The 18,185-nt window shown below is 43.1% G+C and carries 34 protein-coding genes; all 34 read left to right on the forward strand.

All coding sequences use genetic code 11. From position 1 onward, the window contains the following. The first annotated feature begins 42 nt into the window (after window positions 1-42). Window positions 43-405 (forward strand): hypothetical protein, encoded by a 363-nt coding sequence (locus tag NYE58_RS10595; protein WP_341001825.1) that lies wholly within the window; start codon window positions 43-45, stop codon window positions 403-405. Then, the gene (locus NYE58_RS10600) at window positions 377-1,042 is read left to right on the forward strand and encodes an HNH endonuclease (RefSeq protein WP_341001827.1); all 666 of its coding nucleotides are present in this window, start codon (window positions 377-379) and stop codon (window positions 1,040-1,042) included. The genes NYE58_RS10595 and NYE58_RS10600 overlap by 29 nt, the downstream gene beginning before the upstream one ends. 35 nt (window positions 1,043-1,077) lie before the next feature. Then, the gene (locus NYE58_RS10605) at window positions 1,078-1,344 is read left to right on the forward strand and encodes a hypothetical protein (RefSeq protein ID WP_076219416.1); all 267 of its coding nucleotides are present in this window, start codon (window positions 1,078-1,080) and stop codon (window positions 1,342-1,344) included. A gap of 72 nt (window positions 1,345-1,416) precedes the next feature. Then, the gene (locus NYE58_RS10610) at window positions 1,417-2,160 is read left to right on the forward strand and encodes a hypothetical protein (protein WP_341001828.1); all 744 of its coding nucleotides are present in this window, start codon (window positions 1,417-1,419) and stop codon (window positions 2,158-2,160) included. A 71-nt stretch (window positions 2,161-2,231) separates the two neighbouring features. Next, a complete protein-coding gene (locus tag NYE58_RS10615) occupies window positions 2,232-2,393 on the forward strand; it encodes a DUF6877 family protein (RefSeq protein ID WP_340962183.1) in 162 nt (53 codons plus the stop codon). Window positions 2,394-2,398: 5 nt separating this feature from the next. Beyond that, a complete protein-coding gene (locus tag NYE58_RS10620) occupies window positions 2,399-2,851 on the forward strand; it encodes an ASCH domain-containing protein (RefSeq protein ID WP_341001829.1) in 453 nt (150 codons plus the stop codon). Further along, window positions 2,848-3,204 carry a hypothetical protein gene (locus tag NYE58_RS10625; RefSeq protein WP_339248150.1) on the forward strand — a complete coding sequence of 119 codons (357 nt, stop codon included), beginning with the start codon at window positions 2,848-2,850 and terminating at the stop codon, window positions 3,202-3,204. The genes NYE58_RS10620 and NYE58_RS10625 overlap by 4 nt, the downstream gene beginning before the upstream one ends. Beyond that, window positions 3,198-3,509, forward strand: coding sequence for a hypothetical protein (locus NYE58_RS10630; RefSeq protein WP_341001831.1), 312 nt, complete (start codon window positions 3,198-3,200; stop codon window positions 3,507-3,509). Before NYE58_RS10625 ends, NYE58_RS10630 begins: the two co-directional genes overlap by 7 nt. After that, on the forward strand, window positions 3,506-3,922 hold the full coding sequence (locus NYE58_RS10635) for a hypothetical protein (RefSeq protein WP_341001832.1): 417 nt from the start codon (window positions 3,506-3,508) through the stop codon (window positions 3,920-3,922). Before NYE58_RS10630 ends, NYE58_RS10635 begins: the two co-directional genes overlap by 4 nt. 29 nt (window positions 3,923-3,951) lie before the next feature. Further along, entirely contained in the window at window positions 3,952-4,212 is a 261-nt protein-coding gene (locus NYE58_RS10640) for a hypothetical protein (protein WP_341001833.1), read from the forward strand. Window positions 4,213-4,270: 58 nt separating this feature from the next. Continuing rightward, complete coding sequence (locus tag NYE58_RS10645; RefSeq protein ID WP_341001834.1) at window positions 4,271-4,441, forward strand: hypothetical protein; 171 nt, start codon at window positions 4,271-4,273, stop codon at window positions 4,439-4,441. Between the two features lie 145 nt (window positions 4,442-4,586). Continuing rightward, entirely contained in the window at window positions 4,587-4,967 is a 381-nt protein-coding gene (locus NYE58_RS10650; RefSeq protein WP_341001835.1) for a hypothetical protein, read from the forward strand. A 135-nt stretch (window positions 4,968-5,102) separates the two neighbouring features. Beyond that, a complete protein-coding gene (locus NYE58_RS10655) occupies window positions 5,103-5,252 on the forward strand; it encodes a hypothetical protein (protein ID WP_341001836.1) in 150 nt (49 codons plus the stop codon). Next, window positions 5,249-5,617: a hypothetical protein gene (locus NYE58_RS10660; protein WP_341001837.1), complete on the forward strand. Its 369-nt coding sequence runs from the start codon at window positions 5,249-5,251 to the stop codon at window positions 5,615-5,617. The genes NYE58_RS10655 and NYE58_RS10660 overlap by 4 nt, the downstream gene beginning before the upstream one ends. Window positions 5,618-5,620: 3 nt before the next feature. Continuing rightward, on the forward strand, window positions 5,621-5,836 hold the full coding sequence (locus tag NYE58_RS10665) for a hypothetical protein (RefSeq protein ID WP_076218585.1): 216 nt from the start codon (window positions 5,621-5,623) through the stop codon (window positions 5,834-5,836). Then, the gene (locus tag NYE58_RS10670; protein WP_076218586.1) at window positions 5,833-6,105 is read left to right on the forward strand and encodes a hypothetical protein; all 273 of its coding nucleotides are present in this window, start codon (window positions 5,833-5,835) and stop codon (window positions 6,103-6,105) included. The genes NYE58_RS10665 and NYE58_RS10670 overlap by 4 nt, the downstream gene beginning before the upstream one ends. Then, on the forward strand, window positions 6,102-6,503 hold the full coding sequence (locus tag NYE58_RS10675) for a BC1872 family protein (RefSeq protein WP_076277316.1): 402 nt from the start codon (window positions 6,102-6,104) through the stop codon (window positions 6,501-6,503). The genes NYE58_RS10670 and NYE58_RS10675 overlap by 4 nt, the downstream gene beginning before the upstream one ends. A gap of 86 nt (window positions 6,504-6,589) precedes the next feature. Then, window positions 6,590-6,763: a hypothetical protein gene (locus NYE58_RS10680; protein ID WP_179087471.1), complete on the forward strand. Its 174-nt coding sequence runs from the start codon at window positions 6,590-6,592 to the stop codon at window positions 6,761-6,763. A gap of 252 nt (window positions 6,764-7,015) precedes the next feature. Further along, window positions 7,016-7,354 carry a hypothetical protein gene (locus tag NYE58_RS10685; RefSeq protein WP_341001840.1) on the forward strand — a complete coding sequence of 113 codons (339 nt, stop codon included), beginning with the start codon at window positions 7,016-7,018 and terminating at the stop codon, window positions 7,352-7,354. A 267-nt stretch (window positions 7,355-7,621) separates the two neighbouring features. Further along, a complete protein-coding gene (locus tag NYE58_RS10690) occupies window positions 7,622-7,843 on the forward strand; it encodes a hypothetical protein (RefSeq protein WP_341001842.1) in 222 nt (73 codons plus the stop codon). A gap of 47 nt (window positions 7,844-7,890) precedes the next feature. Next, window positions 7,891-8,481 carry a sigma-70 family RNA polymerase sigma factor gene (locus tag NYE58_RS10695; RefSeq protein WP_341001844.1) on the forward strand — a complete coding sequence of 197 codons (591 nt, stop codon included), beginning with the start codon at window positions 7,891-7,893 and terminating at the stop codon, window positions 8,479-8,481. Window positions 8,482-8,667: 186 nt separating this feature from the next. Further along, complete coding sequence (locus tag NYE58_RS10700) at window positions 8,668-9,318, forward strand: hypothetical protein (protein ID WP_341001845.1); 651 nt, start codon at window positions 8,668-8,670, stop codon at window positions 9,316-9,318. 165 nt (window positions 9,319-9,483) lie between these two features. Then, window positions 9,484-9,678 (forward strand): hypothetical protein, encoded by a 195-nt coding sequence (locus tag NYE58_RS10705; RefSeq protein WP_341001846.1) that lies wholly within the window; start codon window positions 9,484-9,486, stop codon window positions 9,676-9,678. Window positions 9,679-9,741: 63 nt separating this feature from the next. After that, window positions 9,742-10,239, forward strand: a complete 498-nt coding sequence (locus tag NYE58_RS10710) for a terminase small subunit (RefSeq protein WP_076303909.1) — start codon at window positions 9,742-9,744, stop codon at window positions 10,237-10,239. Continuing rightward, window positions 10,232-11,488, forward strand: coding sequence for a PBSX family phage terminase large subunit (locus NYE58_RS10715; protein ID WP_341001847.1), 1,257 nt, complete (start codon window positions 10,232-10,234; stop codon window positions 11,486-11,488). Before NYE58_RS10710 ends, NYE58_RS10715 begins: the two co-directional genes overlap by 8 nt. A gap of 20 nt (window positions 11,489-11,508) precedes the next feature. After that, window positions 11,509-13,035, forward strand: a complete 1,527-nt coding sequence (locus NYE58_RS10720; RefSeq protein ID WP_341001849.1) for a phage portal protein — start codon at window positions 11,509-11,511, stop codon at window positions 13,033-13,035. Further along, the gene (locus NYE58_RS10725) at window positions 13,004-13,228 is read left to right on the forward strand and encodes a hypothetical protein (protein ID WP_341001850.1); all 225 of its coding nucleotides are present in this window, start codon (window positions 13,004-13,006) and stop codon (window positions 13,226-13,228) included. Before NYE58_RS10720 ends, NYE58_RS10725 begins: the two co-directional genes overlap by 32 nt. After that, window positions 13,225-14,985 carry a minor capsid protein gene (locus NYE58_RS10730; protein WP_341001851.1) on the forward strand — a complete coding sequence of 587 codons (1,761 nt, stop codon included), beginning with the start codon at window positions 13,225-13,227 and terminating at the stop codon, window positions 14,983-14,985. The genes NYE58_RS10725 and NYE58_RS10730 overlap by 4 nt, the downstream gene beginning before the upstream one ends. A gap of 5 nt (window positions 14,986-14,990) precedes the next feature. Further along, window positions 14,991-15,239: a hypothetical protein gene (locus NYE58_RS10735; RefSeq protein WP_341001852.1), complete on the forward strand. Its 249-nt coding sequence runs from the start codon at window positions 14,991-14,993 to the stop codon at window positions 15,237-15,239. Between the two features lie 142 nt (window positions 15,240-15,381). Then, the gene (locus NYE58_RS10740) at window positions 15,382-16,023 is read left to right on the forward strand and encodes a phage scaffolding protein (RefSeq protein ID WP_341001853.1); all 642 of its coding nucleotides are present in this window, start codon (window positions 15,382-15,384) and stop codon (window positions 16,021-16,023) included. An 18-nt stretch (window positions 16,024-16,041) separates the two neighbouring features. Then, window positions 16,042-16,413, forward strand: a complete 372-nt coding sequence (locus NYE58_RS10745) for a hypothetical protein (RefSeq protein ID WP_339246882.1) — start codon at window positions 16,042-16,044, stop codon at window positions 16,411-16,413. A gap of 22 nt (window positions 16,414-16,435) precedes the next feature. Then, the gene (locus tag NYE58_RS10750; RefSeq protein WP_076208592.1) at window positions 16,436-17,479 is read left to right on the forward strand and encodes a major capsid protein; all 1,044 of its coding nucleotides are present in this window, start codon (window positions 16,436-16,438) and stop codon (window positions 17,477-17,479) included. Window positions 17,480-17,524: 45 nt separating this feature from the next. Further along, the gene (locus tag NYE58_RS10755; protein ID WP_341001854.1) at window positions 17,525-17,833 is read left to right on the forward strand and encodes a hypothetical protein; all 309 of its coding nucleotides are present in this window, start codon (window positions 17,525-17,527) and stop codon (window positions 17,831-17,833) included. Further along, window positions 17,817-18,185 (forward strand): phage head-tail connector protein, encoded by a 369-nt coding sequence (locus tag NYE58_RS10760; RefSeq protein ID WP_339189800.1) that lies wholly within the window; start codon window positions 17,817-17,819, stop codon window positions 18,183-18,185. The genes NYE58_RS10755 and NYE58_RS10760 overlap by 17 nt, the downstream gene beginning before the upstream one ends.

Consider the following 18,185-nt stretch of genomic DNA (forward strand, 5'->3'; position numbering starts at 1 on the left):
GGGGCGGCTTCGGCTGTCCCATCTTAAAAGGAGTGATCCTAATTGCCAAACGGAAAAGGATACTTCACTAAAAATGAAATGATGGATACCGGAGCATCGTGTTTTATTCCTGATGCTACTGGTTCATTAACGGGCAGATGGTACGGATCACTGCCAGCGGATGGAATAGTATTAACCCGTAAACGTTGCGCTGATCTGGGCGCACCAGTTAAAGATCGCGAAGATCCAGTGGCCTTCATTTATCGAGTAGAAATCAAAGATGATTACAGGTACGTACCTTTTTACCATAGACAAGCTCACGAAATTAATCGAAAGAAAACAAACTACTTAGAAGAAAGAGTACTTCTACGGAGAGCAAACGAGGAGGTGGGTAAATGTGACCCATCAAACATTTTGGAAGCCTAAGAAAGAAGAGAAACCTAAGAAGACAAACAGCCTAGGGCAGCGCAAGAAGGAGAAGAAAGAGGTATCTCCTTTGAAGCAAAAGATATTCGCAGAACACAAGCCAGGTAAAAGTTCAAAACAGCGCTGTGAGTTTCCAGCGGCAGTAATTAAGGAATTGATTGCAGAGGCTGACGGTAAATGTTCACATTGTAAAACTGCCCCGGATACAACAACACATCATGTAATGCCACGAGGAAGAAAGGGCAGGGGAGTTAAGACAAATGGATTACGCCTTTGTGGGGTCTGCCATGACATTATCCAAACGGATGAAGAGCTCTTGCAGTACTGGATTTCAGTATTTTGGAATAAATACGGCGATTACTTTTGGTTTGATGAACAAGATTGGGACGAACACAATCACAAGCTAAATAAGCAGATGGAACTAGAGAAGGTAAAAGAAGAACGATTGCAGCAGATTGAACCTATAGCGGATCTAATCGCAACGGCAGCCGGTCGAGAGCTTCGAGCAAAGGAGCTTAGATTGCTGGAGTCGTTTGAAACTAAGGATTTGAATATCTTCACCGCGATGTTTACTGATGCTCTTAATGGCTATGCAGCACAGGGATCTTACCATCCTAATGACCGATTTGAAGATTAGTTAATTCATATAACAACGAGTAAAGGGTGGTATTGATGACAGAAACTGAACGTCGCAGACACTTCCAACGAATCAAATCTTTGAGTAACGATAAGTTTTGGCGCTACATGAATGTACTGCATACCCGAGCTTATACCAAGGCAGAAAACCATTATCAAGAGGCTATGGATATCGTATTAACACCAAAGCAGAAAGCAGCAGTAATTGCTAAGGCTAATGAGATTCGAGAGTTATGGGATGGCATGCCATCAATCACGTTAGATGCTACAGAGGATGCAGAAATGCGAGAGTTGGGAGTTTAAAAGATAGCAAAAAAAATATATGCAGAAGACGCAACTGCACAACAAATAATTCAATTAAAGGGAGCGAAATATATGTCATTGGAAAAAAGCATTAAGGACGTTATTTCTAAAAAGCTAGAGGATGGCACGATCGAGAAATTGATTGCAGAACAATTAGAAAACGGAATTAAAAATGCTCTTAAAGATCTACTTGGCTCTTATGGAGACGTAACAAAGGTTATAGAAAAGCAAGTTAAATCTGTAATGGTTCCTTATTTGGAAAATTACGATTATAGCGAATACATCACTAAGCTGGATTCTGTTTTAGTGGATGTGCTGAAAAGTTCGGCGCTAGAGAACAAAAAGATGTTGGAAAACTTTAAGAATTTAATGATTCCAGATGAAATGAAAACCATTAAGGTAACTGAATTGTTTGAACGCTGGAAGAAATATGTAGAAGAAAACGTTGAAACAGATGGTCTTGAGGTTTGCTACGATGATGAGCCCAGCTACGAATATGTGGATGTACGTTTTGAAGTTGAATACAACGAAGAGCGGTCTTGGAGCAGCATGAAGCATGCAGTTTTGGTATTTGAATGTGAGCATGACGAGAAAATGAATTACGAAATCCGAATTCACACATGGCCTAAATACGATAAAGGCGAATGGACGATTGAACGCAATTCTATTCAAGATATAAATTCACTAAGACACTTGGACGAGTTTTCTATATTCCTAATGAAACTCAATCAAAATGGTACAAAGCTTATTCTTGATACTGATTCTGATGGAGATGAAGTTAAACCAGATAAAGAACCAGAAGTGACTTTCTCTTAATAATTGATTCTGTTGATATAAGGTGGGGCGTAAATAGCCCCCCTATAAAGGAGACGATAAGCATTAATCCCATGGAGGAAATTTGCAAGATAGCCCATTTGCTACCCTTTGCAGTGCTGCAAGACATAAATACTCGGATCGGAGATTGGCTGGCTGCTGGAGGTAGTGAGACTGATCCTTATATTCACCAGCAATTGAGATTCGCGAAAAGATTTATCCAAGGGGAGGCATAACCAGTATGAAAGCAATAACCATTATACAGCCCTGGGCGACATTGATTGCCCTCGGGGAGAAACGTTTTGAAACGCGCAGTTGGGCTACAAAGCACCGGGGTCCACTCGCAATCCATGCAGGGAAGAAAATCGATAAGGACGCTTGTGAAGAGCCTAAAATTAAAGCGGCACTTGCACGCCATGGCTACACAGCGGATAACTTGCCTACTGGGGCGGTAGTAGCTGTATCTGATTTAAAGGAATGTTTCAAGATTCGTCGTGATGTGTTGGGCGGTGTGATTGCATTAGAATCAGATACTCGGAAGACGCACTTCAGCACCCTAGATAAAGAATTAGCTTTTGGCTGGTTTGGTTCTGGACGCTCGGCCTGGGAAACAACGAACGTTCAGCTACTACCTGAGCCTATCCCAGCAAAGGGACAGCAAGGGCTCTGGAATTGGGAAGGAGTGCAACTATGAGTGAATCAGGAAAAGTTTCCTTACCCAGCATGACACCAGAACAGCTTGCATTGCTCAAAGCAGATATAAAAGCTGAAATCCTAAGAGACCTAACCAAGCAAGATTTAAGAGTGAGCCACTCTGCGGCAAAGAGTCCTTTAGCTGATCTATACGCTAAGTATAAAGGCCCATTATATGAAAAATTCGGCGTTGGTGTATGGGCGCAAGTATGGGAGGCGATACGCAAACTGGCAACATTCCGGGCTGGGCATAGATATATCCGAGAACTACTTCCAAGCGAAGAAGTGGAAGCAGCAGAATTTGCAGAAGGGCTATTAATTCAATTACTTGGTGAGGGGGAATCTCAATGCTGACACCAGAACGGATAGAAGAGATCAAACGTGATGCGCAAAAAGAATCTGAAACAATATACGGAAATTGCTCAGCTAACATAACGAATATTGAACTTTTGAAGTTGCTGGTTGCTCTAGAAGAGTCACAACAACAGAATGAGACGCTCGGTGGAGAATTAAAATACTGGCAACTTGAGAGGGACAAGGTTGTGAGGGAGTTAGCAGAGGCACAGCAGACCATAGCCCGACAACAAAAGGTGATTGATTGGTATGAGAGTGGTGGAAGCATGGGTGAATTGGTTGAGGAAGGGAGCAAGGAGTCATGACACAGATACAGCTAACAGACCAGCAGCTTAACCGGGCGCTGGCGGAGTTGATGGGATACACAATCTACCACTATGACTACCACTATGACAAGGATGTTGCAGAGAGATGCTATTTTGAATTAACAGCTCCTGATGGATATCCGGAGATTGTATTCGGTGGAGAACGTAATACGGAGCTTGAAGCATGGGCTGACGTTCCTAACTACTGCAATGACCCTGCTGCCAGCCTAGAGGTACAGGCAAAGGCTATAGAGGTAGATGCACAAGGATATCTGTACAACTTAGCAACCGTTGTTAACGGGTACGAGGCGGCAGATATATGGGAAGATGATGAAATCATATCTATGTTAAAAGCCAGCCCCCGAGAGAGGGCAGAGGCGGCATATATCACGCTATCCCAGGTAAGAGAGTAGTAGACGCATATTGCAAAGGGGGAAAATAATTGAGTAAGCCGCAAACGATTGGCGGATATGTAATCAAAGATCCTGAGAAAGAGACCTATTTGAAACATGATGACACTACACTAGATCATCCATATGAGGATGTAATCAATGTTGAAGATGCAACAGTGTGGAATACACTTGAACACGCATCCTATGCCCTGTGGTGGTACGTGGACATGTATAAATATTACGAAATTATAGACTTAGATACTGGGGACACGTTTGTTAAGGAAAAATTTCAGCGTGTAGTTAAGGTTTGATGCATACGGTTCACAAGAAGGATGGCGAGAGTTCGCGCAAATTAGGGGGCTGATACAATTGTCAGAACATTTTGAGGATGAAGAAAAGGTCCGGTTAAAAGAGACAGGCGAAACTGTCACGATAAAAGAGTGGTCGCTAACAAGGATGGGCAATGGGATTAAAAGGTACACGTACACATTGAAGGAGCGCGCGAGTTTTTATTATCACAGTGAGCTTGAAAGAATTTAATCAATACTGATGCAAAGTCCGAAGAAATGATGCACTAGGCCGACAGGCTCCCGTAACGACCGAATAGGCGCGAGCCGTAAGAGATCATTCAGATCATTAAGGGAGTAGGAGTATCCCTCCTCTCCCACTAAGGGAGGAACTAACCATGGAAATCTATAAATTGAGATTCAATACTGCGAGCAAAAGCGCAGATGAAATTAAAGCTAATTATGATCCGGCACCTCCATCGGATGAAGTTCTAGAGAAGATGGCCGAAGCATTTCGTAATTTGCATGACACTGAGGTTGTTGGTGCAGCTTGGCCATATAGCCCTGATAGCTACAGCCTATACGGATGGCATGGTGAAGATGATGAAAAATTCAAGGAACTTATTTACTGGATAGAACAAGATAGTTTTTTCGGAGGTTACATTGATGATCGTGATCGCTTTGACACTGATTGGGAGAACGGAGAGTACGAGCCAGTAACTGCAATGCATTTCGACAAAAGTGACTTTATTGTTATAGAAAAAATAGAGAAAAAGTAATTTACAGTACGAAGATGTAGCACATTAGGCCGTTAGGCTATCGTCCGACAGAATAAACCCAGCAACGCGGGGGCCGTAAGAGATCATTAAGAGAGTAGTAGTTATACCTACTCTCTCACAAGGAGGATATAAGAGATGAAAGTACGATATGCGCAATGGCATAACAACTACGATCTTGTGATTGGCGAGGAATATCAGGCAAGCCGTTACAAGCCTGGATGGTTGCTGATTGACGGAGTATTGTATCGTTCAGAACATTTCGAGGTAGGGGAGGAAGCCCAATGACACAAACACCACAACACCCGCCGATGACCTATGAACAGTTGAAACAATCGCATGACGAATGGAGAATGCTGGCCATGCACAATTATGGTGTGGCAAAGGCAGCAGAGGAACGGGAACAACAGCTGAAAGCATTCGTGGAAAAACTTCGAGAAGAAAACAGCGCTCATGACTTCTACTACGGAGGAATTCACGAGGAATGTAACGATATTTTATCCACCCTTTACCCAGATACCCCAGCACCCAAGGAGGGAATAGATTGGCTTAATGAAGAGTCTTGTGCCCGCTGTGGAAGAAATAAGCCCGTTGAAGGATATGAATGGTGTTCAGAGTGCAGACCGGATTTGGAAGCCAAGGAGGGCAAATAGATCATGATGGAATGGGTTAAGTATGATCGGCACGATAGAAGCATTGTGAGCCACACCGACACTCTTGTAACTGATGGAAGAAGAGTCGTATTAGTTGCGAGACATGCTGCAAAAATCCACCCAGACGGTGGCTATGGATGGCACATAAATGATACTCCGCTTACATGGGTGACACATTGGGCAAAGATCGTATTGCCTGAGGAAGGAGATAACCAATGAGTACATGGAACGAACTAACGAGAGTCAATAAGACGCGCAAGGATCACAAATGTGCTGCGACAGGACGTACAATCCCATCTGGTTCAAGTTGCTGGAATTACAGGGGTGAGTATGAAGGAGAGTTTCAAAATTGGTACATGTGCGATGAAGCTAAAGAATTTATGGATGCCAACCCCACACTTTTCAACGATCCAGACGGATATGAATGTTCCTATATCGGTGAAATGTTGGATGAAGCAAAACGGAAATCAAAGGAGGCTAACCAATGACACTCACAAGGGAAGAGATACAAGGGATGAAGCCGGGGCGAGAGATGGATGCTTTGATTGCAGAGAAGGTATTGGGATGGACTGATATAAGGAGGGTCAATCCAGCAGTAATTCACTCTTTTAGTGCGGATGGTAACCATGCAAACTTTGGTTTTAGCCCAGTTCTTTATAAACACGTACCATTTCCTCTATATTCAACGGACATATCCGCAGCATGGGAAGTAGAGTCCATATTTGATCAAGACACACCACTCCGAGAGGATTATGCCATTGAGCTTCACAATGTAATGGGACTGATGTTGCATGAGCCAACAACTCTGAATAACGTTTATCAATTTGCCCACGCAACGCCTGAACAGCGGTGTAAGGCTGCACTATTGGCTGTACTGAACTTATAACGGCCGTCAGGCCTCCGATTCGACCGCATTACTTAGCGACAGCGGAGGCCGCAGGGCTGGATGAACTTATAAGGGGGCTGAGACACATGAAAGAACATTTTGACGATGGCGAAAAAGTTAGGTTAAAGGAAACGGGTGAAACCGTGACAATAGATCAATGGTCCATCGTAAGAGTCACAAAGCAAATCCAGCGATATACCTATAGTCTCAAGGAAAAGCCGGGAACATTTTTCTACCACCGAGAAATCGAAAAATTATAAGTAGGGGGCTGAGACCCCAATCAAAGGAGACGATACACGATGGAAATAATGTTCGAAGAAACAGTTCAGGTAGACCAATGCCAATGTGTATATTGCGGTCATAAGTTTGGAGGGCGCAGAGCCTGCAACGCTGATATGGATTGTAGAACGGTCGAATGCCCTAAGTGTGAGAAGGAAATGAACGTATTCATATCCGTGGAATATACGTGTTCGCCATTGGAAGATTCAGAGGTATAAGGGGGAGAAGAGGATATGAGCAAAATAATCGTTAACTACGTCACACAAAGATCGCATTGCAAATGCTGCGAACAGAGGTTACTACAGCTTGAAACTAGCAAGGTCAAGCAGTTCACGATTAGACCAGAAGATGTGACAGATTGGGCGGAACGCGAAAGTTGGGATAGTTCATATGCCAGCCCCGACGAATTTGCTGAAATGGTCAGAGAATTCACGAATGAAGTTATCCATTTCCACGCCGCTGATATGTTTGACCGTGTTGTCATTGAAAAAATGGAACTGGATAGAGTGAATGAGTTTATCACGCGAGAAGTTTTGTATCAGGCCGTCAGGCCAACGAGTCAGACCGAATAATCCCAGTGAAACGGGGGCCAGATAAGGTTTACATAATCTGCTCCCCATAAAGAGAGGAACAAGACACTATGATCAATTGGATAAAGTATGACCCGGAGAATCCACCGAAAGAATCCGGCCATTATATCGTCTTAGAGGACGGGGATTGCATATGGACAGCAGACTATAACAACCAAACAAAGGTATGGAGAGACGATAATAACTTTATTGAACTCCATGAGGTCACTCACTATGCCCATATCAACCTTCCGAGGGAGGGTACAGACAATGAGATACAAGGACACTCAAAAAGCATTGTCGGACGGGCATAGACAATTTATCTTTACTGCAAGCCCTGGAGAGCCTGTGAATGTATTGGCGTGGGGTCCGAGCTGGGTTAGATTCAAAGATCCGTATAACACATATCCTATTAGTACAAACATGAAGATGTTTTCTATGTTGGTGGAAGGTATTTATACAGAAAAAAGCCCTGAAGCGTCAGGGCAATAGCAGATTTTATCCTCAAGTCGATTATATCACAAAGGAGTTGAGGGTTAATGATGAATGATCGGGCGTTGATTGCGAGTTATAAAAACACTAAAGGGAAGTTAAATAAAAAGCTTGCTTCACTGGAAAAAGAACTTGAGCCACTGAAGAAGAAAATAGAAGACTCCAAAGATAGGAATGAGCGTGAACTCTTACGTAAGCAGATGGAACCGATCAAATTAGATAAAAATATGATGTCTGCAATTATAAGTGATCTAGATTATTCAATTGAATGGATGGAAACAGGATATCCTCCAGGATGGCGTAGAACGATTGATAGAAGATCTGGAGCTCAACGAACAAGTGTATGGGATCCTGCATGGATGGAATATCTCACAGCCTATGAAGTAGAGTTTCAACAGGAGGAAGAGGAAGGACGATGTTTGCAACCTCATGAACAATATGCTGTTGAGGATGCCATGCACAATTTATCTGAGAGAGAAAGGCAATGCTTCGTTCTACACCACGGTTGTGGAATGTCACTAAAACAGATTTCTGAAGAACTTGATACTAAAAAAAGCACAGTACAATCTTATCTGGATCGCGCTACAACCAAAGTAGAGATTAACAAGGGAATGAGTCTATTTCTCCAATGTGTCTAATCTTGCCGTACGCCTGCCACCTATATATAGGAGGAACCTATTAACGGTTCGGCTCTTATAATGAATGGTGTGTGAAAAACCCACGCCAGCCGATGAGCTCACGGCTAATTGAGCTCAAAACAACTTCGTAAAATCAAAAGGGAAAACCCCATCGGTGTCGAATTTTTACATTGAGGGGGAATGAAAATGACATTAGTTAATGCAGTATATACACCAACGGGAATAGTAATGTCTGGGGATAGTAGGACATCAGGTCCTGGTTATGTACAGTCTGATTCGACAAATAAGGTATTTTTGCTCCATAAAAGAATAGGGATTTTGACAGCGGGCAATGCACATATAAATTTTTTGCCAATTGAACATTTCATTAATCAATTCGAGGCAGAAAATGATATTGAGGAACATTCGGAAACTGTATATGAAATGGCGGAGAAGTTGGGTACTTATTTTAAGTCGGTTTCTAAGGAAGTCAATGTATATCTCATGATTGCTGGATATGATGGGAACGAACCTTTCTTATATGAACTAAATACCATCCAAGAGCCTTTAAATATTAATAGAATGAATTTGAATGAAAGTAAGGAAGTCATTTATGGGATTGCTTGGAATGGCGATGGTGAAGTTGTTAATAGACTTACGAGTGGACAATATATGCCTCAATATAACTATATGAATTTACAAGATGCAATTGATTACTCAAGACATTTGATAAGAACGACAATAGATCAATTAAAATTTGAGCCAAGGTTTCCAACTGTGGGTGGAGAAATCGATACCCTTATAATTAAACCAGATGGCGGAGAATTTATTTATAAGAAAATGATAACTTACAATTGAAGGTAGATAATATTGGGCCATAATTCTATGGCTCTTTTTTGATGGACCCCATAATCTAAACCCCAAAAACTGCAGAGGTGACGGCGAAGTAAGGTACATGGGTATATAGTTGCAGGAAAATACTTCCTATACATCGAAATAAGATGTCGAAGGGAGGTGCAAATAATGGCAAAATACGATTACGAAATTGCAGGCGAGCTTACACAGGAATTAATAAAAGCTAGAGGCGTGGCCTTATCGACCTCTCAATCTGCCGCTGCACAAGTATCTGCTGTAGCAAAGGAAATACTCACCGCTGAAGAAGTCGCATTAGCATATAGAACAATTCTTGTTGCTGTCAGAGAAGGAATCAATAGTTAATTGAATGCTAAGCACCTTCGGGTGCTTTTTTCATGCTTAAAATATGGGGGTGGGTGATATGACATGAAATTAACTGACAAGCAGCAAAAGTTTGTTGATGAGTACTTGATTGATTTGAACGCCACACAAGCGGCCATACGAGCAGGATATAGTGTGAAAACAGCAAAAGAGATAGGTGCTGAGAACCTTTCTAAACCTCACATTCGCGCGCGTATAGATGAGAGATTGGCAGTTTTGTCCAGAAGAACAGGTATAAATCAGGAGCGAATCATGCGTGAATTAGCCCGAATAGCTTTTCTTAACGCTCCGGACGTGGTGAATTTCAGTGATGCTACTATTCGGGATGATGCTTCAGAGGATGACACCGCCGCTATCGCTTCAGTCAAGGTAAAAACCATACCTGGGCAGGATTCAGATGGTGTGGAAAGAGAGATCAAATTTGCGGATAAAATCAAAGCCTTGGAATTGCTTGGTAAGCGTTATGGCATGTGGGTGGATAAACAAATCACTGGGGAAATAGGCGTTCAAATCATCGATGATATAGGTTCGGACGATGATTAAGGTTCGCTTATCTGAAAAGATTACCCCACACTTTCATTCGTTCTGGAAAGCATCCAATTCACACCGCTATCTTAGACATGTCTTAAAGGGTGGTCGCGGATCTGCTAAGTCAACGCATATCGGGCTGAAGGTTATTAAGGACATGATGAAATACCCGGTTACGGCGCTGGTTATCCGCAAGGTTGCCAGAACACTGGAAGAGTCAGTGTTTGAGCAGCTTAAGGAAGCGATTGAAATACTTGGAGTGGAACAATATTGGCGTGTTGTGAAATCGCCGCTGCAGCTTATTTACTTGCCTCGTGGGAATAAAATCATATTCCGAGGCGCAGACGATCCGCTGAAAATTAAATCCATTAAAGTATCTAAGTTCCCAATAGCTATAATGTGGATCGAGGAATTAGCGGAATTTAAGACTGAAGAAGAGATTTCGACCATTGAAAATTCTGTGTTGCGTGCAGAATTGGAAGATGGTCTTTTTTATGCGTTCTATTACTCGTACAACCCACCTAAGCGGAAACAAAGTTGGGTGAACAAGAAGTATGAGTCACAATTCATTCCTGATAACACCTACGTTCATCATTCTACCTACCTGGATAACCCGTATATATCAAAAGCATTCGTCCAAGAAGCTGAAGAAGTTCGTAAAAAGAGTCAGCAGAAATATGACTGGGAATATGGCGGTAAAGCAATCGGGAGTGGGGTGGTTCCGTTCGATAATTTAGTATTCAGAACTATAACCGATGAGGAAGTTAATAGGTTCGATAATATACGGCAAGGCAATGACTGGGGGTACGGTGTCGATCCGGTAGCTTTTGTCCGCTGGCATTATGATAAGACTCGACGAACAATATACGCCATGGATGAGATATATGGCGTGAAGATTTCGAACAGAGAATTGGCAAAGGTAATAAAAAACAAAGGCTATCACACTACTATGACAACAGCGGACAGCGCAGAGCCAAAGTCTATTGATGAAATGCGTAATCAGCTTGATGTAAAGATGAGGGGTGCCAAGAAGGGCCCGGGATCAGTTGAATACGGCGAAAAGTGGCTGGATGATCTGAAGGAAATCGTTATAGATCAGAAGCGAACACCGAACCTTGCTAGGGAGTTTGAAAATATCGATTATCAAACAGACCCAGATGGCAATCCTCGGGCGAAGTTGGAGGATAAGGACAATCATACTATTGATGCTACCCGTTACGCCTTTGAGGGCGATATGAAGGGCCCGTCATTCTCATTTGATTAATAGGAGAGGAGGAAACCTATTTGAGTACCACACAGGAAGTTTTCAAAATCATTGAAGACGGAGCAGCAAATGCTATGACGATTGAACAGATCATCAAACAGGAAATCGATGATTGGTACAACTCCCAAGATCGCAAGGACATGCTTGCCGGGGAGAAGTATTACCGAAATAAGAGCGACATACTGGACCGAAAGCGTATGACGATCGGTGATGGTGGGGCACAAATTGAAGCTAAAAACCTGGCTAATAATAAAATCGTTCATGGATTCTTGAGGAAACTTGTTGACCAAAAAGCGGGGTATCTGCTGAGTAAGGAAATGAGCATTCAAACAGAAAACAAAGTCTACGATGAATTGCTGAGCGGATTCTTTGATAAAGGATTCAAACGGATGCTCAAGAGCCTGCTAAAGGAGTCCATTAAGAAGGGCCGCGCTTGGCTTCACGTTTACTATGATGAAAAGGGCAATTTCCGGTTTAAAATGCTGCCGTCAGAAGAGATCATTCCCCTATGGAGGGACGCTGCTCACACTGATCTGCAAGCGCTCATCCGGGTGTATGAGGTCGAAGCCTATCAAGGAACTAAAAAGACCACTATCCAGAAAGTTGAGTATTGGCATTCTAAGGGTGTTAACCGTTATGTGGTTGGCTCCAGTAGCCATTTGCCCACGCCATCTATAAGCGGTCTCATCTCTGATGTGGAATCGGGAGGGAATAGCGGCCACTTCTCTGTAATTGATGAAAAGGAAGAGACAGATGAGAAGGCATTGAACTGGGAGCGAATCCCCTTCATATGCTTTAAATACAACGAGGATGAGCTACCGCTAATATCATTGCTCAAGAGCCAGATTGATGAGTATGATCAAAAAAAATCTGACAATAGCAATAACTTGGAGGATTTGCCGAACAGTGTTTATGTAATCCGTGGATATGAGGGCTCTGATTTAGGTGAGTTCCGTCGTAACCTGTCCATACTACGGGCTGTTAAGGTGTCAGCAGATGATAACAGTGGAGTAGACACTCTTAACTTGGAGATCGACACGGAAGCGTACAAGAATCATATGGATATGACTCGAAACGATATCTATGAATTTGGCCGTGGGGTAGATACTCAAGCAGATTCATTTGCTACAGCACCGAGCGGGGAAGCGTTAAAATTCTTATATGCTGATTTGGACATGGATGCTAATGACATAGAAAATGAATTCCAAGCAGCACTTGAACAGCTTCTTTGGTTCGTTGATAAACATATCGAGAACACCACAGGCGACGATTTTTCTGAAGAAACAGTCAACTTCCTATTTAATCGGGACATCGTCATTAATGAATCACAGGTTATCACTGATGCTAAGAACAGTGAGGGAATCGTATCCAAAGAGACACAAGTAGCAAATCATCCGTGGGTTACTGATGTAAAGGAAGAATTGAAACGTCTGGAAGCTGAAGAGGCCGCGAGTCTTGCAAAAATTGATGAATACGGGCTCCCTAATAATGACACTTCCTCAGGAGGTGGAGCTGATGATAACAAAACAGACACAAGCGAAAATTAACGATCTAATCTGTGCCTTGAGTGATCGAGCAACCACCGATATCGTTTCTGGCTCTGCTGTGCCGCTAAGTACTATTGATAGCCTAAGGAGATTGATAGAGGTTACAGCTGGATGGATATCCGAAGATAAGCCGCCCGTTTGTGGATTCGTTATTTCTAATCCATCAGAAGAGGCGGGAGCTGATAACGAATGAAGTCAGCAGCTTACTGGTCTAAGCGAATGGAGCAACTGAATGAATCACTTTTAAATAAGGGTGTACCATTCACAAAGGCAATGAATAAGGAATATCGGAAGGCTCAGATATCCATCCAGACAGATGTTAACAATTTCTATCAACGGTTTGCAGATAATAATGGGATTGTAAGCTTATCCGCTGCTAAGCAAGTTCTTAAAGCTGGAGAGTTGAAAGAATTCAAGTGGACCGTTGAGGATTACATTGCTCGGGGTAAAGAGAACGCCATAGATCAGCGGTGGATGAAGGAACTAGAGAATGCCAGTATTAGAGTACGTGTTACCCGTTTAGAATCCATTCAATTGCAGATGAAACAACATGTCGAGGAATTATCTGTTAAGCGTCTATCAGGCACAACAGAGCTATTAGGTAACGTCTACAAGGATGGTTACTATCGAAGTATTTTTGAACTTGAAAAGGGTATCGGTATAGGAGCATCTTTCTCCAAGGTAGATAAGCGGCAGCTTGAAGCTATCCTTTCGGCTCCATGGGCACCAGATGGTAGCAACTTCTCATCTCGTATATGGACAGATCGAGTAAGGCTGAATGGTGAGCTGCGGAATATCTTTACTCAAGGACTTATACGCGGGGATACATCAAAACAGATGATTCAACAGCTTCAGGATCGTATGGGTGTATCAGAAAAAGCAGCTACACGACTAATCCTTACAGAATCAGCTTACTTTGCTGGACAATCTCGACTAGCTGGTTATAAAGAATTAGGCGTTGAAGAATACCGCTTTACAGCTACGCTGGATAATAAGACATCTGCTAAGTGCCAGGATATGGATGGAAAAGTATTTGCTATTGTTGATGCGGTGGTTAATGTTAACTACCCACCTCTACATGCTCATTGTCGTTCTACCACTATCCCGCACTATGACGATAACATTAAAGCTCGGGTAGCGCGTGACGAGGACGGTAAGACTGAGACCATACCAGAGGATATCAACTATAAGGAATGGGCGGAGAAATACGCTCCTGAAGCTACAGAGACTGTTTCTGTTGAAACTCCGAGTAAGCAAGCACCAGAGACTCCCTTACCTACTATTGAGATTCCGGGCGGGCCTAGAAAGGATATTCCAATTCCTGAGAAAAGCATCTATACCCTGGAACCAGAGAAATGGTATGATGAAACCGGAAAGACTGCACCACCGCTGATTAATCTCAGTAAGATGGATCTACCGAAGCTGCAGCCAGACATTCCGCGTAAACTAGGTAATATCGATCTGTCTAAACCTGATATCGTCCGCAACTATGTAAAGGATGCGGAGCAAGCCATTAGGAATGCACCGGAAGAACATGCAATAGCTCTTACTAAGGAAGGTGAGGTTATCCATGTTAAGGGTGATAAGGCATCTGTCGATATTACCAAGATCAAACCACCTGAAGTACTTAAAAAGAGCATCGTCACACATAACCACCCTACAGTGGATGGGGAACCCGGAGGATCATTTAGCCGGGACGATGTCCTAGCATTCATAAAGAATGGAATCAAGGAGTTGCGAGCAGTTGATTCAGGTAGCACGTACATCCTGAAGAAGTCAGCCCCAATAAACCTGAGTACAGATGAGATTAACCGTTTACTTGATAAAGCAGAAGATTCGTATCTTGCATTGCTTACTATTGAGCAGGCACTTTCAGGTTATGACGAAAAGCATCTAACTATGGAACAGCTAGTAATGCTAGTTGAAGCGCTACAATATACAAAGGAGTGATGATCTTGCGAACTAAAGAAGAGAATAGAGCGGCTATTGCCGAACAGTTTGCCCCGCAACGTGAGAAGCTAGGCGAACGATTTGACGCTTTTGTGGACGAGATCAGCGACGTTAGGTTTGAGTATCTTCAGAAGCGTGATAAGCTGCCAAAACAGCTAGTAGGTGTTCTGGATGCTAATGCAGCGGACGAACGGCGGTTAAATCGTGAAGAAGCTATGAAATGGGTACTAATCAAACAGAATTATGGTATATGAAGCACTCTCCAATATGTGAGGGTGCTTTTTATATTGGGCCACGGTTGAGACTACCGCGGCCTATTTGCTCATGAACCGGAGCATATCGGTTCACTCCCTAAGCTGGAGAGCAGCTATACAAATCTATGGAGGTAGATGATATATGGATTGGTTGAAAGAGTTGTTGAAGAAGTTGGGCGTTGAAGATTCCAAGATTGACGGAGCTATTGCAGATGCTGGCAAAGAGATTCCGAAGCACTTTGTTCCGAAGAGTCAGTATAACGAAGTTTCTACGGCTAAACAGCAGGCTGAGAAGGATGTCGCTGATCGGGACAAGCAAATCGAGGATCTGAGTAAAACTGCTGGACTGTCAGATGATCTGAAAAAGCAGATTGATCAGCTCAAGACTGATAACAAGACGGCAAAGGACAAATATGATGCCGACCTGCAACAGATCAAGTTAGACAATGCCATTACTGCTGCACTCACTGGTAAGGTGCATAACGAGAAGCATGTTACTGGGCTAATAGACAAAGAAAAGTTAGTCATCGGTGATGACGGTAAAGTGGTCGGCTTAGACGAGCAGCTTAAGGGTTTACAAACATCGGATGCCTACTTGTTTAAAACCGAGGATAAAGGCGGTGGTGGAGGGTTCAAGTTTAAAGGAACCTCTCTATTGGACGGCAAGGATCAATCTAAGGGTGAACAAGGCGATGACAAGGTCGGTAGCTTCGGTAAACAATTGGCGGAATCTACTAAAGGCAATGAAGGGTTGGATACAGCCCGAGAAAGCTACTTTAAATAAGAACGGAGGATAAACAAAATGAGTAAATTTAAAGAAACTACCTATGGGAATAAGAAAGAAATTCTTAAATTCCCAGATCACTATGTAGCAATTGCCGTCACGGTGAGCGATGCAGGTGTTACTGCTAACGCTGATGGTAAAAAGATTGTGCCAGCTGGAACTATTCTAGGTGGCGGTGTGATTGCTGATGATACTAAACTGGCGGTCAAGGCTACAACCACTACTGGAGTATCCAATGCTGAAGGTGTTCTGTTGAATGATACAGATGTAACAAGTGGTCCAGCACCAGGGGCGATGCTCATTCATGCGTTCATTAATAAAAATAAAATCCCGACTGCTCCTACTGCTGAAGAACTGACAGCATTGAAGCAGATCACATTTATCGACTAAGAAAGGAAAGGTGAAAATAATTATGCCTAACATTCAAGATTTAGTAAGAGCTCCAGAGATTGCGGCTTATATTGCGGCTAACCCATCAAACGCTATTCCATATCTGGGAGCTACGTTGTTTCCATCAGCAAAAAAGCTCGGTTTAGATATTGGTTGGATCAAAGGAGCAGGAGGACTGCCTGTAGCCTTGATGCCATCGGAATTCGATGTTAAAGCAACTCTGAGAGATCGAATCGGATTCGGAAAGGTAGAAACAGAGATGCCGTTTTTCCGTGAGGCTATGCTGTTAAAAGAAAAAGATCGTCAAGAATTGCTAAGACTTTTGGACTCGAACAACGGCGAATATGTAAAATCTTTGATTACTCAAATTTACGATGATAGAGCTAGTTTGGTTAGCGGTGCAGAGGTTAACGCTGAGCGCATGCGTATGCAATTGTTGTCATCCGGTAAAATCAGAATCACGGCCAATCGGATTGACTATGATTATGACTACAACATGAAGGCTGGGCATAAGACCACTCTTACAGGATCAGATAAATGGGATGATCCAACAGCTAATATCGTGGGAGACATCAAAGAATGGCAGGACACGATTGAAGATGAGCAAGGTGTGCGTCCAACAAAGGCCATCGTTACTCGTAAGACGTGGAATAACATTCTAGCTAATGAAAAGGTGCGTTTGGATATGAATCCACTTGGCGGGCTAAACATCATCATGACTGATGCACTGATGCGTCAATACCTGGAGTCCAAACTGGGATTGACGGTTGCGGTTTACAACAAGAAATATGCTCTACAAGATGGCAGCTCACACCAATTCTATCCAGACGATTATTTCACACTGATTCCAGACGGAGCTTTGGGTAAAACGTGGTATGGTACTACTCCAGAAGAAGCTGATCTTATGAGCGGGGCAACAAGTGCAGAAGTATCTATCGTGAATACAGGTGTGGCCATCACAACAATTAAGCAGCCACACCCAGTAAGTGTGGAAACTATCGTTTCTGCAATCACGCTGCCATCATTTGAAACTATCGACAATATTTTTATTGCGAAAGTGGTTTAAGGAGGGGCTAACGCCTCTCCTATTTATTTTGAAAGGATGATGAGAGTGTCTGAGGAAAAGAGAATCGAGATAGCTCTGATAACTGGAGCGAAATACAATCGGAAATTCTATAAGGCGAGTGATAAAATTTTGATCTTCCCTAGTGAAGTAGAATCCCTGATTAAGGATGGAGTAATACGACGGGAAGATGTACCAGAAATCGATGAGGTAGATAAACCGCTAGAAAAGATGAAAGTGGATGAGCTTAAGGTTTACGCTTTTGAGCATGCCATCGATCTGGGTGATGCATCCAAGAAGGAGGAAGTGCTCGCGGCAATCCTGAAAGCGGGTGACCCTAATGGAGGAGTATCTTAAGTATCTCGATAAGTTGAAGAGACTGCTTTCCATCCCCATCGAAGATACTTCCAAGGATGGCCGGCTGCAGTTTGTTTTGGAGACTATCATCCAGGAGATCAAAACCTATTGTAACATCTCATCTATTCCGGCTGCTTTGGATAATGTCGTGCTGCAGATCGCAGAGGACTATTATCGGACCAAGCATCCAACGGAGTTTGAGCAGACGGTCCCGGCTGTCACTAGCATCAAGCGCGGTGATGTGACTACGGCTTTCGGATCAGCTAAGGCTACAGTTGTAGCAGGCAACGGAGCAGCATTCGTTCGGAACTACGCAGCTCAATTACAGGCTTTCCGAAGATTGAGGTGGTAA

This window comes from Paenibacillus sp. FSL L8-0708 (assembly GCF_038009325.1).
GTDB lineage: Bacteria > Bacillota > Bacilli > Paenibacillales > Paenibacillaceae > Paenibacillus_AQ > Paenibacillus_AQ odorifer.

Coding starts and splice junctions, on each gene's coding strand:
- NYE58_RS10605 (WP_076219416.1), top strand. CDS start 1,078: ATGACAGAAACTGAACGTCGCAGACACTTCCAACGAATCAAATCTTTG.
- NYE58_RS10610 (WP_341001828.1), top strand. CDS start 1,417: ATGTCATTGGAAAAAAGCATTAAGGACGTTATTTCTAAAAAGCTAGAG.
- NYE58_RS10615 (WP_340962183.1), top strand. CDS start 2,232: ATGGAGGAAATTTGCAAGATAGCCCATTTGCTACCCTTTGCAGTGCTG.
- NYE58_RS10620 (WP_341001829.1), top strand. CDS start 2,399: ATGAAAGCAATAACCATTATACAGCCCTGGGCGACATTGATTGCCCTC.
- NYE58_RS10625 (WP_339248150.1), top strand. CDS start 2,848: ATGAGTGAATCAGGAAAAGTTTCCTTACCCAGCATGACACCAGAACAG.
- NYE58_RS10630 (WP_341001831.1), top strand. CDS start 3,198: ATGCTGACACCAGAACGGATAGAAGAGATCAAACGTGATGCGCAAAAA.
- NYE58_RS10635 (WP_341001832.1), top strand. CDS start 3,506: ATGACACAGATACAGCTAACAGACCAGCAGCTTAACCGGGCGCTGGCG.
- NYE58_RS10650 (WP_341001835.1), top strand. CDS start 4,587: ATGGAAATCTATAAATTGAGATTCAATACTGCGAGCAAAAGCGCAGAT.
- NYE58_RS10655 (WP_341001836.1), top strand. CDS start 5,103: ATGAAAGTACGATATGCGCAATGGCATAACAACTACGATCTTGTGATT.
- NYE58_RS10660 (WP_341001837.1), top strand. CDS start 5,249: ATGACACAAACACCACAACACCCGCCGATGACCTATGAACAGTTGAAA.
- NYE58_RS10665 (WP_076218585.1), top strand. CDS start 5,621: ATGATGGAATGGGTTAAGTATGATCGGCACGATAGAAGCATTGTGAGC.
- NYE58_RS10670 (WP_076218586.1), top strand. CDS start 5,833: ATGAGTACATGGAACGAACTAACGAGAGTCAATAAGACGCGCAAGGAT.
- NYE58_RS10675 (WP_076277316.1), top strand. CDS start 6,102: ATGACACTCACAAGGGAAGAGATACAAGGGATGAAGCCGGGGCGAGAG.
- NYE58_RS10680 (WP_179087471.1), top strand. CDS start 6,590: ATGAAAGAACATTTTGACGATGGCGAAAAAGTTAGGTTAAAGGAAACG.
- NYE58_RS10685 (WP_341001840.1), top strand. CDS start 7,016: ATGAGCAAAATAATCGTTAACTACGTCACACAAAGATCGCATTGCAAA.
- NYE58_RS10690 (WP_341001842.1), top strand. CDS start 7,622: ATGAGATACAAGGACACTCAAAAAGCATTGTCGGACGGGCATAGACAA.
- NYE58_RS10695 (WP_341001844.1), top strand. CDS start 7,891: ATGATGAATGATCGGGCGTTGATTGCGAGTTATAAAAACACTAAAGGG.
- NYE58_RS10700 (WP_341001845.1), top strand. CDS start 8,668: ATGACATTAGTTAATGCAGTATATACACCAACGGGAATAGTAATGTCT.
- NYE58_RS10705 (WP_341001846.1), top strand. CDS start 9,484: ATGGCAAAATACGATTACGAAATTGCAGGCGAGCTTACACAGGAATTA.
- NYE58_RS10710 (WP_076303909.1), top strand. CDS start 9,742: ATGAAATTAACTGACAAGCAGCAAAAGTTTGTTGATGAGTACTTGATT.
- NYE58_RS10715 (WP_341001847.1), top strand. CDS start 10,232: ATGATTAAGGTTCGCTTATCTGAAAAGATTACCCCACACTTTCATTCG.
- NYE58_RS10725 (WP_341001850.1), top strand. CDS start 13,004: ATGATAACAAAACAGACACAAGCGAAAATTAACGATCTAATCTGTGCC.
- NYE58_RS10730 (WP_341001851.1), top strand. CDS start 13,225: ATGAAGTCAGCAGCTTACTGGTCTAAGCGAATGGAGCAACTGAATGAA.
- NYE58_RS10740 (WP_341001853.1), top strand. CDS start 15,382: ATGGATTGGTTGAAAGAGTTGTTGAAGAAGTTGGGCGTTGAAGATTCC.
- NYE58_RS10745 (WP_339246882.1), top strand. CDS start 16,042: ATGAGTAAATTTAAAGAAACTACCTATGGGAATAAGAAAGAAATTCTT.
- NYE58_RS10750 (WP_076208592.1), top strand. CDS start 16,436: ATGCCTAACATTCAAGATTTAGTAAGAGCTCCAGAGATTGCGGCTTAT.
- NYE58_RS10760 (WP_339189800.1), top strand. CDS start 17,817: ATGGAGGAGTATCTTAAGTATCTCGATAAGTTGAAGAGACTGCTTTCC.